We start from the raw sequence: 13979 nt of genomic DNA on the forward strand, positions 1-13979 counted from the left end.
CCGTTAACCAATCGACTGTAACATTAGTGGCAATAGGTGACTCTTAAGGAATACCATTTATTCTCTTATTGTTAAACATCTATCATGGTTTTCCTGGTATTTATTGGCATTTTTTGCGAACGTATGGGCGATTTTTAGTCATTAGGTGCTAGCAAACAAGCGAATGTCTGTACACCAGCGATCGCATTTTTATACAGACATTCCCCTCGTCCCCGAAGTGCATTTTTGGCTTTCGCAGTGCGAAAAATCCTTAGATATCAGCACTCTCATCGGTCAGAGCGGGTAGGGCCGAGTGACGTTGCAACCTACTTTCACAGCAAGCGGGCAAGTATCCGTGAAACTACTGGCTTTATCGCCAATTGAGTAAAACACGACGAGGGTGGCATTGTCAATTTCTCAGCATTACAGTATAAGTATCGGCTATTTTTGCCCCCATGCTGTGATCGAAAGCGGAGTTTCTATGTGATCCTACTAGCATTTTTTTGTGATCTTGGTCACATTGGGACTCAGTAAGCTCAACTACCCATAAAAAGTTATGGGTTGGATCGCACTTTCCACCTCAAATCTTGCAGATTGAGGGAAGTCTCACCCTGGGTGTGAATCTTTCAGAGCCTAAAATCTAAAATTGCAGAACATCCGGTGTAACCAGCTTGCTGACAGTATTCTTCATTTAAAAGGTGTAGAGAAGCCACAATGAACGTTGACGAACTGCTCAAGCTATATGCAATAGGAGAAAGAAATTTTAGCGGGGTCTACCTGCACGAGGTCTACCTCTACGAAGCAGAATTGATTGGAGCCAATCTGTATGAAGCCGACCTGATTGGAGCCAATCTCAGCAAAGCCAAACTCAACAGAGTCAACTTTGGCAAAGCCAATTTGTGCAAGATTAATTTGAGCAAAGCAGACTTAGGTGGAGCCGACCTCACAGAAGCACTTTTACTTGAAGCTAACCTGCATCGAGCTGAGTTGATGGGAGCAAATCTCAGCAAAGCAGACTTGAGCGGAGCTTCTCTGATCCAAGCAACTTTAATTGGAGCCAACATATCTCGCGCAACACTCAGCCGTGCAGACTTGCACGGAGTAAATCTTTACGGAGTAAACTTGCGTAGGGCGGTGCTCACAGAATGCGATTTAATTGGCGCGAACTTGAGCAAAGTAGACCTTAGCGGAGCCGACTTAATGGGGGCGAGTCTAATTAGGGCAGACTTGACTGAAGCGATTTTAAGTGCGTCCGACTTAAGCGGAGCAAACCTGTTGGGAGCAAACCTTACAAAAGTTAATCTGAGCGGAGTATATCTTAAGGGTACAACGATGCCCGACGGCACGATTCACGACTAATTTATGTGTTAATTTTTATGGTTGCCGAGAACAGCGGCTAAAGGGTAATGAGTAATTCATTACCCTAATTTATTGGCAGCGAAATCTTTATTTGACCGAAAGCATCCATGATACCCGCCACGTGATTCATTCCGAAAGCAGACTCAGGACCCAGAAATAAAAAACCTGTATCCGATGAAACTTGCCGAACGTATTTATCTCGCGCAAGTCAATGCTTCAATTCTAAAATCTAAAATCTAAAATCTAAAATCTAAAATCGATTGACACTCAGGTAAGGGGGATAACTTCAATCTAGGGTGCTGATGGCGCCCAGAACTCCTACATACGGCAAGTCAAAAGATTTGTTGGGTACACTTGTGTTATGGTGATTTTCAATTGCTTCGAGAAAAGCTATTTTAGATTTAATATTTTGGATTTTGGACGGTCAAAATGAAACTCAGAATCCTCGCTGCTGCAACGCTGCTGAGCGCGATCGCCCCGATCGCTCCTGCACCCGCCGAGAACATCCAACACACGCAACAATTACTAGCCACCCGACAGTGCCCCAACTGCGACCTCAGCAGTGCGGGCTTGGTTTTAGCCAATTTAACCGGAGCCAATCTCAAAGGTGCTGACTTGAGGTTGGCTAACCTCAGTCGAGCCAACCTCACCGGGGCTGACCTCAGCGGTGCCAACCTCAGCGGCACCAGCCTGTTTGGCGTCAACCTGACGGGGGCGAACCTCAGCGGTGCCAACCTCAGCGGTGCTGACTTGAGAAGTGCCTATCTCAGCGACGCCAATTTGCTCAACGCCAATTTAACTAACGCGCAACTGCTCGGAGTTAGAGGAATGCCAACCAATATCGGCACCGCTGAAGACTTCTACCGATTGGGAGTGCTGGAAGCTCAAGCAGGAAACTACAGAAACGCGATTGATTATTACAATCAAGCCCTGAATCTGAAATCGGATTTAGCAGCCGTTTATTTTGCCCGCAGTATGTCTCGCGCTGACTTGGGAGACTTCGCCGGCGCGACTCTAGACGCCGATCGAGCTAAGGAACTCTTTGCAGCTCAAGGAAATCCCCAAGGTCAGGATTTGTCAAAGCAGTTAGCCGAAGCCATTGTTGCGCGCCAAAAGCCTACGGAACCCCGCACGGGCGGCGGTGGCAACTTTATGAGTCTTCTGGGTTCGATCGGTTCTGTGCTGGTGAAGCTAATCTTGCCTTGAGGGTTGGCTAATTCAGGGGAATCTCTATCCAGAACTCTGTACCATGACCGGGTACAGAAACACATTTAAGTACGCCTTCGTGTTTCTCAACTACAATTTGGTAACTGATAGACAGTCCTAAACCCGTGCCTCGACCGACGGGTTTAGTAGTAAAAAACGGATTAAATATGTGAGAGATTAACTCTTTGGGGATGCCGTGACCATTGTCGGCAATGCAAATTCCTACCGTTCTTTCATCGATTAATTCAGTGCGTATCCGAATGCAAGGAGATGGGAAATCAGGAATCAAACACTCGGTGGTGGCCTTTATATCTCCTGACTCGATAGGCAGTATTTGGGAGCTTAAATGCGTCGCCGCTGCACTTGCTGCTTTAAAGGCAAGATTCATAACTCGCTCTTTTTTTCCCATTTCTAGGGCGTCAAGGGCATTACCGATCAGATTCATAAATACCTGATTGAGCGAGCTGGCATAGCATTCTACTAAGGGCAAATTGGCATATTCTTTAATAATTTCTACGGTGCTGTGCTCAGAATTGGCTTTGATCCGGTGCTGCAAAATCAACAGGGTACTGTCGATGCCCTCGTGAATGTCAACGGCTTTTTTCTCGGCTTGATCGCTCCTGGAAAAATTACGCAAAGATACAACTAACTGGCGGATGCGCTCAACTCCGACTGTCATGGAACCCAAAATTTTGGGCAAATCTTCGGCAAGAAATTCGATGTCGATGGCTTCGGAGCACTCGCTAATTTCTGGGTTGGGATTGGGGTAGTGCTGGCGGTAGAGTTCCACTAAGCAGAGTAAATCTTTGGTGTATTCGCTGGCGTGGGACAGATTGCCGTAGATAAAGTTAACGGGGTTATTGATTTCGTGGGCCACTCCCGCCAGAAGTTGTCCGAGACTGGACATTTTTTCGGTTTGAATCAGTTGGGCTTGGGTATTGTGCAGTTCTGTGACTGTTTTAGCTAGCTGTTCGGCTTTTAATCGATCGGCAGTTGCTGCATTGAGACTTTCTTGATAAAGTTCTGCTTGGTGAATGGCGATCGCAGCTTGAGCAGCTAAATGTTGCAGCAATTCCTGTTCTGCCGTTTGCCAAACTCTCGGCCCGGAACACTCATGGGCAATCAGCAACCCCCACAATTGCGAATCTTTGCCCATCATGGGCACAATTAAACTTCCTCTCACCTGCAAATCTTCCAAAAATTCGCGGTGACAGGGTGTTAAATCATGAGTATAAATATCATTAATTGCTCCCACCCGTCCGGCTCGATAAAAGCAGTCTGAGCCTTCGGGAAAGCATCCTTCTGGAGATTTGATACCTAAAATTGACCGCCACTGGCCACAAACAGCTTCGACAACTACCTCGCCCTGTTTGTCTGCCGCAAATTGGTAGATTACCGTGCGATCGGTATCCAACAAAACTCTGACTTCTCGCACAATAGTTTGCAGTATGATTTTTAAATCTAAGGTGCTGCGAATCTGGTCTCTAACTCGCGTCAATACTTTGGCAAAGTCCAATGATTTTTGCAATTGGGCGGTGCGTTCTTGAACTTGGCGCTCCAAGTTGGCATTCAGGGTCTGCACTTCTTTATAAAGAACGTACTGCCCAATTGCCGAACAAAATTGGCTGCCTATGGCTAAAGCTTGCTCGATTTCCTCGTACTTCCACTCGGGCGACTGACCTTTTTTTATTTCTCGCCAGAGTTCAAAAGATTGTCTGGGAAGGGTTTGTGCAGCGCTGGTGTCAAAGCGCCCCGCCCACATTTTTTCGGTATCAATTGCATTGCGAAAAATGGTCAAACAGCCGACTACTTGTTGTTTGTAGTGGAGGGGAATTACCAGCAAACCCCGAATTTGAGTAGCTTGAAAAGCGGGAACTAAAACTCTAAATAGAGGTTCTTTGTATAAGTCTGTAATTATCCCAACAGGTAATTGAGCATTAGTAAAAATTGGAAATTTGGGAAGTTCTTCGGTATTTTTGAATCCTTTGGTTAGCCATTCCTGCCAGAGGGGATGAGCTTCGATCGCCTTAACTTTTTCCCACTTGGGAAGTGTCGGTTGTTCTCCTGTGGTGAACAGTTCAAAGGTAGCATCACTGTGGGCCGGGGCGATTGGCAATCCTCCCTCAATCTTGGAAGCGGATAACTTTTCACCGTTGATTTTCGGCTGGTTGAGATAGAGTCTGCCACCGCTACCGCCCAAAGCGGTGACGGTGGCTTCTAAACCCTGTTGCAGTTGAATGTTTACGTGACCATACAACAGGGCTGCTATGCGGCTCACGGTAGCTTCGCGGGCGGCTTGAGAGCGGGTTTGCTGGAGGAGGAGCGCGTGGGCTATAGCGCTAGACAATTGATCTGAGACGAGCTGAACTACTTCTAAATCTGCTGGTGAAATATTGAGGGGCGCACAGTGGTGAGACACTAAAAGTCCCCACAGTTCGATGTGAATTTTTTGATTATTTCCTGGCTCGTATCTAGTTAGACACGTGGCCGCCTCGCAGATATCTGTTTTGCTGTTTTCCGACGCGATCCTGCGGTGCAAAATCGGTAGGACTAAGGAAGATTGCACTTCCATTGCCATCAGGTAAGCTGTGTGGCAAGGATCGAGCGATCTGTAGTGCATCTCTTCCTTTACTAAAGGTTGACCGGTGTCTGCAGCATCGAGGGGACTCAGGACGATCGTCCCTGAGTTAACATCTATTATTGTCCGCTGGCGCAAAGTGACATACATCTCCCGCGCGCTCGCGGGAATGTCGTCTGCTGGAAAGTGCAGTCCTTTCAAGGAAGGGAGACAGTTGTTATTAATTGACTCCGCAACAACTTCTCCACTGCCGTCGGCACTAAACCTGTAAATCATAATGCGATCTGTTTTCAAAAAAGACCGCACTTCTGCTACCGTACTGGTTAAAATATCTTCTAATTCTAGAGATTGGCGAATGCGTTCTGTTATCCGCCGTATCAAAACTTCTCTGTCTAGTTTATAATGTAATTCTTGCGTATTTTCTCTGAGTTGCATAAATCTCCTTTTGTACTTATACAATGATAATAAGAAGTTTTGATGTGCTGTTGTAGCGTTGAAACTCAAATGCCTCACCCTGAGTTTTGGACTCAACCGATCTGTACAATTAATCCGTCGCGCACTTGTGAGAGACGACTGTTTATCGCCTCCGGTGGGCTGGGGCAAGTCAAATCTGCGATCGCGCCAGTTTAATCCTTGCCTTCAACAGGCAGAGCGACTTAAGCAAATAATAATTATTTTAATGCTCTTATAAATTTCTCGCAATCTTAAACTCTAACTATGAAAATTATTCATTGTTAGGATAACTTGACATTTGTTGTATAACTTCATATAATGATAATTAACGAAAGAATTTGAGTTTCTCTCAGCGCCCCTGGCCCTGACTAATTTCTTGGCGCACGCTCATCAGAATTTTACCCAAATGATTTTGACCGGTTCGGTCGCAGCCACATCCCCAGTAGTAATCCGTTGGCGAATCCTCGACAATCAATCGATCCCCTGTGGCAAGAAGAATAGCTTGAATGTCTGTATGAGTGAGAAACTTAGTTAAAACGGCTTCGCGCATAATGGGAATTTTCACGGCTTCCCAATCAGCGCGAATCCGGTGGTTGGGATCTCGACCTAATTTAGCGGCTTCTTGAGGAGTTGCTACGGCTTGAATCGCCGCCACTAATCTTTGATCGGTGCTGACAAATTTTTGGGCTTGATAGTAATGTTCCACCGTCAACCAATATTGACCGTGCAGAGAAATGTCGTGTAGTGAAAAATTAGAAAAGCAGCCATAAGGCTCCTCTACTTTATAAAAATAAATTATCATTTGATTTTAGATTTTAGATTTTAGATTTTAGATTTTAGATTTTAAATTTTACAGGATTTACGCAAAATCCAATTATCTAGGGTGCTTAGGGGCGCACCTTACCGCTATTGGGAATGAGGAATTGAGAATAAGGAATTGGGATTTAAGAAGATTCTCTCTTTTTTCTTCCCTCAAAATCCATGCGTTAAATCCGTTGCTGAACTTCCTTCGTTCTAAAGCGGCATCAGCTTTTTAAGAGCGCGGTTAGCGATATCGGCATAACGCGGTTCGCCACACAAAATTTTGCTCATCAACTGAGTAGTCATCGGCAATTTGACGCCCGCTCTGTAAGCAGCTCCTGTAAACTGATAGAATGCTCTAGCCAAGCGACTGACCCAAATCAGATGAGTGTTCCATTCTTGGGCGATCGATTGAGTGTAAGGCTCCTTAGCGTCGTCGGCACCTCCAAGAGCTCGATCGATCGCCTCAGCAGCCTTAAATCTGCTAAAAATGGCAGGACGAATTCCTTCACCGGACAACTGGTAATGGGTGATTGGTCAATGGGGCAGGAGGAATTGGTAAGTTAATGAGTGTTAAATCTTGAGTTTTTAACTCACAACTCACAAATCATTAAGCGTCTGCTCGTTGTTCGCGGCCGGCTCTGAACAATCTCAAAACTCTTCCTATTCCCCATGCCCAATTTCCCATTCCCTAAACAGTCGTGATATCTTTCTCTTTGGCAGCCAGAACTTCTTCTATTTTGGCAACGTACTTGTCCGTCAGCTTTTGAATTTTATCTTGCAAGTCGCGGGATTCATCTTTAGAGATATCGCTGCTTTTTTCCTGCTTGCGAATCGAGTCAACGGCATCGCGGCGGATATTGCGAATTGCAACTTTACCTTCTTCGGCAAACTTCGCGGCCATTTTGACAAATTCTTGGCGTCTATCGCTCGTCAGCGGCGGAATGTTCAAGCGAATAACTGAACCGTCGTTGTTGGGAACGAGTCCTACATCGGACAGGGAAATTGCTTTTTCGATCGAGGTGAGCGCTGTGCGATCGAACGGTTGAATGTTGATCGTAGTCGCATCCGGCGTGCCGATGTTGGCAAGGGATTTGATCGGAGTTGGAGCTCCGTAGTAATCTACCATGACTCGATCGAGGAGGGAGGCGTTGGCCCGTCCCGTCCGAATAGTATTAAAAGACCGTTGAGTAGCCTCAACTGCCTTTTGCATATGATCTTCTGCTTCAGCTAACTTCACAAAAACCTCCGACAAGAGTTCCAATAGATTCTCCCATTACAGCTCGGTAGATGTTGCCCGACACCGAGAGGTCAAATACCATAATAGGAATATTATTTTCTTTGCAAAGGGCGATCGCCGTACTGTCCATCACCCGCAAATCTTGATTCAAGACGTGGGCATAGGTGAGGGTTTGATACCTGCGCGCGTTGGGGTTGAGGTGGGGGTCGGAATCGTAGACCCCATCTACCTTAGTAGCTTTAAAAATCACCTCTGCATCAATTTCAGCCGCCCGCAAAGCGGCTGTAGTATCAGTAGTAAAAAAAGGGTTGCCAGAACCGGCACCAAAAATCACTACTCGTTTTTTTTCGAGGTGGCGAATCGCCCGCCGCCGGATGTAGGGTTCAGCTACTTCTTGCATGGCGATCGCCGATTGCACCCGTGTTGGGACTCCTGCTTGTTCCAGGGCATCCTGCAAAGTGATAGCATTCATCACCGTAGCAATCATGCCCACATAATCAGCCGTTGCCCGATCCATCCCTGCCGAAGCAGCTTTCACCCCGCGAAAAATGTTGCCACCACCGACAACAATCGCGATTTGAATGCCTTGGGACACGACTTTGGCCACTTCCTGGGCGATCGACTGAACCACTATCGGATCGATGCCGTAGCCCAAGCTGCCCATCAGCGCTTCACCGCTGAGCTTCAGCAAAACTCGCTGATAAACCATCCCCATGTCGCCACTATTTTTTTACTCTTTTTGCCTCCACCATAAGATAGCAGTATGGGTGCATTTTGAACATCAATTGCGGGAAACAGGCATCCTGCTTGTGTTGCAAGAGAATTTGTTTGTGGCGCGGGCTGCTAGGTGAACAGGCAAGATGCCTGTTCCACAACCGGATTTATTTTTTTTTCAGTGAATGCTAGGTGAACAGGCAAGATGCCTGTTCCACAACCGGATTTATTTTTTTTCAGTGAATGCTAGGTGAACAGGCAAGATGCCTGTTCCACAACCGGATTTATTTTTTGTGGGGAGTAGGGGTTGGGCACTCTTAGCCCGCCCTTAAAAGACTCAATCCTTGGGAACGAAATTAAGAGCCGCAGAATTCATGCAGTAACGCTGACCGGTAGGTTTCGGCCCGTCGTTAAATACGTGACCGAGATGAGCGTCGCAAACAGCACACAGTACCTCTGTTCGGCGCATGAACAAGGTGTTATCCGACTCGCACTTGACATTTTCTTCGCTAACGGGAGCGTAGAAACTCGGCCAACCGGTACCGGAATCGTACTTTGTTTCTGATTTAAATAGCTCCGTACCGCAGCAAACGCAATTATAAATTCCGGGCTTTTTGTTGTCGTGATACTCGCCACTAAAAGCTCTTTCCGTTCCCTTTTTTCGGGCGACTTTGAACTGTTCAGGCGTCAGTTGCTGTTGCCATTCGGCTTCGGTTTTTTGAACTTTGTCAGTCATGGTTTAATGTTTGATTTAGATGATTTTAACTGTTGAGTCTAGATGGTTAACTCTATATTGCTGGTTAACTCATGCTTCCATTAATATTAACCTAATTGGCTCGAAATGAACATACCAGGGAAAAGAATTGTCCTTCATAACCCTCCACTTTTCCTTAAAAACTTCGGCTTGCAAGTGATAATCTTGGGAATCATTGGGAGGCGAGTGCAATTTGAGATATAATGTCACCCGGTGCGGAGTTTCCACAGTCGAGGCGAGCCAACAAGCAAAAGTATTTTCACGATCGCACCCGCTAACAAAACTTAGTTGATGAGCCCGAATTCCCACAGAAACTAGAGATTTGGGAATTGGTTCAACGACAGTCAGAGTACAGCCCCAGTCGATCGCCTCCACGAGAGTTACGGAGATCGGTTTAGCTGCTGAGAAGTTCTTACAGCCCGTCAACTGGGCGACGGTGAAGTTGCGGGGGCGATCAAAAATGTTCTCTTTGGTATCAAAGGCGATCGGCCTTCCCTCGGCCAATACCAACAGATTTTTGCACACCCGGTAAACTTCCTCTAAATTGTGGCTGACAAACAAAGTAATGCCCCGATAATTAGCCAGAGTCTGCATTAACTCGCGTTCCAGTTGACTGCGTAAGTGAGTATCCAAAGCAGAAAACGGTTCGTCTAACAGCAGCAATTCTGGAGAAGGGGCGATCGCCCTTGCCAAAGCCACCCGCTGCTGTTGGCCCCCCGAAAGTTCCTGCGGGTAGCGGTTTTCCATTCCAGACATTTGCACCGCAATTAGTTGTTCTTTTACCCGAAGTTCTTGCTCGCTTTCAGATAAATCCTGCAAGCCAAACGCAACATTTTGAGCAACAGTCAGGTGAGGAAATAAAGCATAGTTTTGAAACAAAAAACCGATGCGGCGGTCTTTAGAAGGTACATTAATGCCCTGTGCTGAGTCAAATAAAACCCTGCCGTTGACAGCAATTTGACCGCTGCTGGGAGTTTCCAAACCGGCGATGCAGCGCAGAGTCATGCTTTTGCCAGAACCCGACGCGCCCAAAATTCCCAGCACTTCCGGGCCGATATCGAAACCGACATCCAAGGCAAAGCTGGAGAGAGGTTTAAAAATGCTTAAACAAAGTCCGCTTTTCGGTTGTTGTTTTTGGGATTTTGTGGTAAAAGTAGACGCGACTTTAGGAAGATTTGATTGCAGTCTTTGGCTCGAATTCGGTTTGGGCGATATCCTTTGTAAATTAGTCCAAAAGTTAACAGCAGTGAGCATCGTCAAAGAAATACTGAGAATAATCAAAACCCAAATAGCAGCTTGCCCCATATCCCCTGCTTCCACAGCAAAATAAATTGCCATCGGGATAGTTTGAGTTTGTCCGGGAATATTCCCCGCTAACATCAACGTCGCGCCGAATTCACCCAAAGCGCGAGCAAATGCGAGAATAGTTCCTGCTAAAATTCCCGGCCATGCTAGCGGCAACATAATCCGCCAAAAAACTTGCCACTCCGATGCTCCCAAAGTGCGGGCTGCATTGAGAAGATTCGCATCAATTTGCTCAAAAGCTCCCAAAGCAGTTTTGTACATGAGGGGAAATGATACGACAGTTGCTGTAATGGCGGCGGCTTGCCAAGTGAAAATTATAGTTAAGTCGAATTGTAGCAAAAATTGCCCGATCGCCCCATTTCTCCCAAACAGCAGCAGCAGCAAAAATCCCACTACTGTCGGCGGCAAAACCAAGGGAGAAATGAAAATCCCTTCAATCAAAGCTTTACCCCTGATGCGAGTTGAAAGCATCCACCGGGCGGCGGCTATTCCCATGAAAAAGGTGATAAATGTCGCAATAGCGGAGGATTTTAGAGATATCCAGAGCGGAGAAATATCAAATTCCATAAATCCTAGGGACGGGTTTAACCAACAATAATTGCCTCCAACAAATAATTTCCTAAACCCCCCCACACACAGATAAATCAAAATGTATAATTTGGGGATTCGCTCGTAGGGGCGGGTTTTACCAACAATTTTGGGCTAATACCAATAATCTCGTAAACCCGCCCCCACCCAAGGGCAAATCGCAATGTACCTCTTTGACTACACAAGTTGTATGAGTGTGAGGGCGGGTTTATATAGATTGTTGGCGGGAATTAGATATTGTTGGTGAACCCGCCCCTACAAAATTTGGTTTTATGGGACTATTGGCGAGCCATCCCAAACCCGTATTTCTGAAATACTATTTTAGCTCGATCGCCTCCCAAAAAGTCAACAAACGCTTTCGCAGCAGCCGGATGGCGGCTGTTTCTGATAACTGCCAGCGGATAAACAATGGGCGAATGCCAATTTTCGGCAGCCGTTAGCCGCACAGTTACTTTGTCGGATGCTTTGGCGTCAGTCGTGTAAACTATACCAGCATCTGCATTGCCACTTTCGACGAATGTCAGCACTTGGCGGACGTTATTTCCTAGCACTAATTTTGGCTGGAGTTGCTGCCACAATCCAAGCTTATTTAGCATTTCCTGAGCGTATTGTCCGACAGGTACGCTTTTCGGTTCGCCGATCGCAATTTTCTTAATCTTCGCATCTGTCAACTGTTTAAAATCGCTCAAAGCAACACCGTTTTTGGGAGTAATCAAAACTAGACGATTTGTCAGCAAATTGCGGCGCGTGTCGTTAATTAGCAGGTTAGATTCCTGCAAAGCATCCATTGGGTTGGTGGCGGCGCTGAAAAATACATCTACCGGGGCGCCTTGCTGAATTTGCTGTTCTAGAGCACCGGAACCACCAAAATTATAAGTAATAGTAAAATTCGGATTACTGCTTTGATAAACAGTTTTGATTTCCTCTAAAGCTTTCGAGAGACTGATAGCAGCGGATACGTTTAAGGAGGTGCGCGGCAGCGTATCAACTGAGGAAAAGTTCTTAAATAAGTTCCCACTAATCAGCAGTGCTAGCATAACGGCGACTGCGAGAATTAAGTTGGGAATACGTCTACTTTTCAGGTTCACAGAAAATTGTTTTGAATCTTTTTACTCCTTACCAGACTCTGCCTGGTAAAGCAGATCCGGAGGCTGTACCTCCAATTTGTCTCCACTCTTTGACGAGGCAGAGCCTCTGGAGATAGGTTCCCAGGCAGAGCCAGGGAACCAGTTAATAATTAGTGCCGGAACGTTAATTTTAAATCTCCCTATGCTCGCCATTTGACGGAACAGCCTATCGCCTCTGTAGTTGAAGGCTCAACGGGTTGACTGTTGAGCAATTGGTCGATCGCACTCCGCAGATAAGAAACCTGCACCGCCGCCGGATCGTCAGCGTTGTCGTCAATTAAACCTTTATAGCGCAGTTTGCCGTCTTGGTCTAACAAAAAAACCTCCGGGGTTTTAGAAGCCCCAAAACTTTCAGCCACATCTTGAGCAACATCTCGGATATACGGGAAGTTGAGTTGATTGTTGGCTGCAAAAATTTTCATATTCTCAAAACTGTCGTCGGGATACTGGTTTGCATCATTAGCATTAATCCCGATTAAAGTAACATCTCGATCTTGAAAATCTGCTTGAAGTTCTTTCATACGATTGAGATACAACTGCACGTAAGGGCAATGATTGCACATAAATATCACCGCGATCGCCCGAAATTTTTCTAAATATCGAGCTAAATGGTGAACTTCTTCGTCAACTCCCGGCAGTTCAAAATCGGGAGCGTAGCCGTTAATGGGAGTACCCGTTGTATCGATTAGTAAACTCATGTTTTCAGGAGGTGAAGAGGAGTATTTGCCAGCATGAAAGATGAAACTGTCAGCACGAATAAAATTGGCTGTTCTTTTGCTTTAGCTTAATTCTAGCCTTGCCAACAGCCTATGAGTGATTCGTACTTCGCGATTTATCCCTCGTCTGCTGGCTTTAGCCAACCTTGAGCCAGAGCTTGGTATCCAATAAGTTTGTATGCTAATTTGGCGGCGGTAAATTCTGAGACTACAGAATCTACAATAGGTGCTAATTCCATAATGTCACACCCGATTACTTCGTAGGACTCGAAGACGCGGCGCAAAAATGCGGTGAGGGAATACCAATTTAACCCGCCCGGTTCGGGTGTTCCCACCCCTGGAATTAAAGTCGGATCGATGCCGTCTAAGTCGATCGTCAAAAATACTCGCTTAGTTGTTATGCTGGCAATTGCCCGATCGGCCCAATCCGGTTGAGTAGCGATTTCTCTGGCTCGAATCACGTTTAGCTGTTTTGCTTTAATCAAGTCGGCTTCTTCCTTGCAGATAGCCCGAATCCCGATTTGCAGTGTGGGCAAGCCCATATCTACAACACGCCGCATCACGCAGGCGTGGTTGTGAATCGATCCTTCGTATTCGTGCCGCAAGTCGCCGTGGGCATCGATTTGCACGACTGTGAAAGGTTCGTTTGGGTATGCTTGGCGATAACCTTCGACAACGCCGGCAGTGATGCTGTGTTCGCCTCCGAGGGAGATGACAAATTTATTTTCGGTAACTAGCTGGTAGACTGCTGCTTGGGTGACTTGCAGCATTTCTGAGGATGAAACTGGTTGTCTGTTGCGGGTATCGGCGATCGGCTCTTTTGTATAAATTCCGACATCGTAGCAAACTTCGGCATCCAATTCTTCGTCGTAGCACTCGAGTTGATGAGAAGCTTCTAGAAGTTTGGCGGGCCCGTTTTCGCACCCCCGGCGGTAAGTGGTGGTAGCTTCGTAGGGAATTGGCAAGATTACTACTTTGGCGGTGTCGTAGTCTGGTACAATTTCTGACCCCAGAAACGGTACGACAGCAGTGGAAACGATCGTTGGCATAAGGGAAATTTTAATACAGCAAAGAAGTCAGCAGGTTTAATCGTGACATAATATCGGCTCTAACTGCAAAGGAAGAAGGAAGAAGGAATTAACCGCAGAGGGCGCAGAGG

At 46.4% G+C, this 13979-nt stretch carries 13 protein-coding genes; 3 read left to right on the plus strand and 10 right to left on the minus strand.

Annotation, left to right across the window (positions count from 1 at the left end; translation table 11 throughout):
- Positions 1-163: 163 nt before the first annotated feature.
- The 3 genes from QUB08_RS11380 to QUB08_RS11390 all read left to right on the plus strand — a co-directional run bounded on the left by QUB08_RS11380 (position 164) and on the right by QUB08_RS11390 (position 2544).
- Positions 164-286: a hypothetical protein gene (locus QUB08_RS11380; RefSeq protein WP_333056816.1), complete on the plus strand. Its 123-nt coding sequence runs from the start codon at positions 164-166 to the stop codon at positions 284-286.
- A 407-nt stretch (positions 287-693) separates the two neighbouring features.
- On the plus strand, positions 694-1338 hold the full coding sequence (locus tag QUB08_RS11385; RefSeq protein ID WP_333155535.1) for a pentapeptide repeat-containing protein: 645 nt from the start codon (positions 694-696) through the stop codon (positions 1336-1338).
- A gap of 429 nt (positions 1339-1767) precedes the next feature.
- Complete coding sequence (locus tag QUB08_RS11390) at positions 1768-2544, plus strand: pentapeptide repeat-containing protein (RefSeq protein WP_333224824.1); 777 nt, start codon at positions 1768-1770, stop codon at positions 2542-2544.
- Between the two features lie 7 nt (positions 2545-2551).
- On the opposite strand, the gene QUB08_RS11395 is transcribed toward QUB08_RS11390, so the two are convergent.
- From QUB08_RS11395 to speB, 10 genes are all read right to left on the minus strand, one after another.
- Entirely contained in the window at positions 2552-5557 is a 3006-nt protein-coding gene (locus tag QUB08_RS11395) for a GAF domain-containing protein (protein ID WP_333224825.1), read from the minus strand.
- 367 nt (positions 5558-5924) lie between these two features.
- Complete coding sequence (locus QUB08_RS11400) at positions 5925-6377, minus strand: NADAR family protein (RefSeq protein WP_333206477.1); 453 nt, start codon at positions 6375-6377, stop codon at positions 5925-5927.
- 212 nt (positions 6378-6589) lie between these two features.
- Positions 6590-6895 carry a hypothetical protein gene (locus QUB08_RS11405; protein ID WP_333224826.1) on the minus strand — a complete coding sequence of 102 codons (306 nt, stop codon included), beginning with the start codon at positions 6893-6895 and terminating at the stop codon, positions 6590-6592.
- Between the two features lie 172 nt (positions 6896-7067).
- Positions 7068-7616 carry a ribosome recycling factor gene (gene frr, locus QUB08_RS11410; RefSeq protein ID WP_333047890.1) on the minus strand — a complete coding sequence of 183 codons (549 nt, stop codon included), beginning with the start codon at positions 7614-7616 and terminating at the stop codon, positions 7068-7070.
- Positions 7603-8331 carry a UMP kinase gene (gene pyrH / locus QUB08_RS11415; RefSeq protein ID WP_333076369.1) on the minus strand — a complete coding sequence of 243 codons (729 nt, stop codon included), beginning with the start codon at positions 8329-8331 and terminating at the stop codon, positions 7603-7605. The genes frr and pyrH overlap by 14 nt, the downstream gene beginning before the upstream one ends.
- A gap of 336 nt (positions 8332-8667) precedes the next feature.
- Positions 8668-9066: a peptide-methionine (R)-S-oxide reductase MsrB gene (gene msrB / locus QUB08_RS11420; protein WP_333131375.1), complete on the minus strand. Its 399-nt coding sequence runs from the start codon at positions 9064-9066 to the stop codon at positions 8668-8670.
- A gap of 69 nt (positions 9067-9135) precedes the next feature.
- Positions 9136-10956, minus strand: a complete 1821-nt coding sequence (gene modB, locus QUB08_RS11425) for a molybdate ABC transporter permease subunit (RefSeq protein ID WP_333224827.1) — start codon at positions 10954-10956, stop codon at positions 9136-9138.
- A 299-nt stretch (positions 10957-11255) separates the two neighbouring features.
- Positions 11256-12065 (minus strand): molybdate ABC transporter substrate-binding protein, encoded by an 810-nt coding sequence (modA, locus tag QUB08_RS11430; RefSeq protein ID WP_333224828.1) that lies wholly within the window; start codon positions 12063-12065, stop codon positions 11256-11258.
- A gap of 179 nt (positions 12066-12244) precedes the next feature.
- Entirely contained in the window at positions 12245-12802 is a 558-nt protein-coding gene (locus QUB08_RS11435; RefSeq protein WP_333068721.1) for a thioredoxin family protein, read from the minus strand.
- Between the two features lie 134 nt (positions 12803-12936).
- Positions 12937-13869 carry an agmatinase gene (gene speB / locus QUB08_RS11440; protein WP_333224829.1) on the minus strand — a complete coding sequence of 311 codons (933 nt, stop codon included), beginning with the start codon at positions 13867-13869 and terminating at the stop codon, positions 12937-12939.
- Between the last annotated feature and the right edge of the window lie 110 nt (positions 13870-13979).

Origin of the sequence: Microcoleus sp. BR0-C5, assembly GCF_036705045.1 — a bacterium.
Classification (GTDB): domain Bacteria; phylum Cyanobacteriota; class Cyanobacteriia; order Cyanobacteriales; family Microcoleaceae; genus Microcoleus.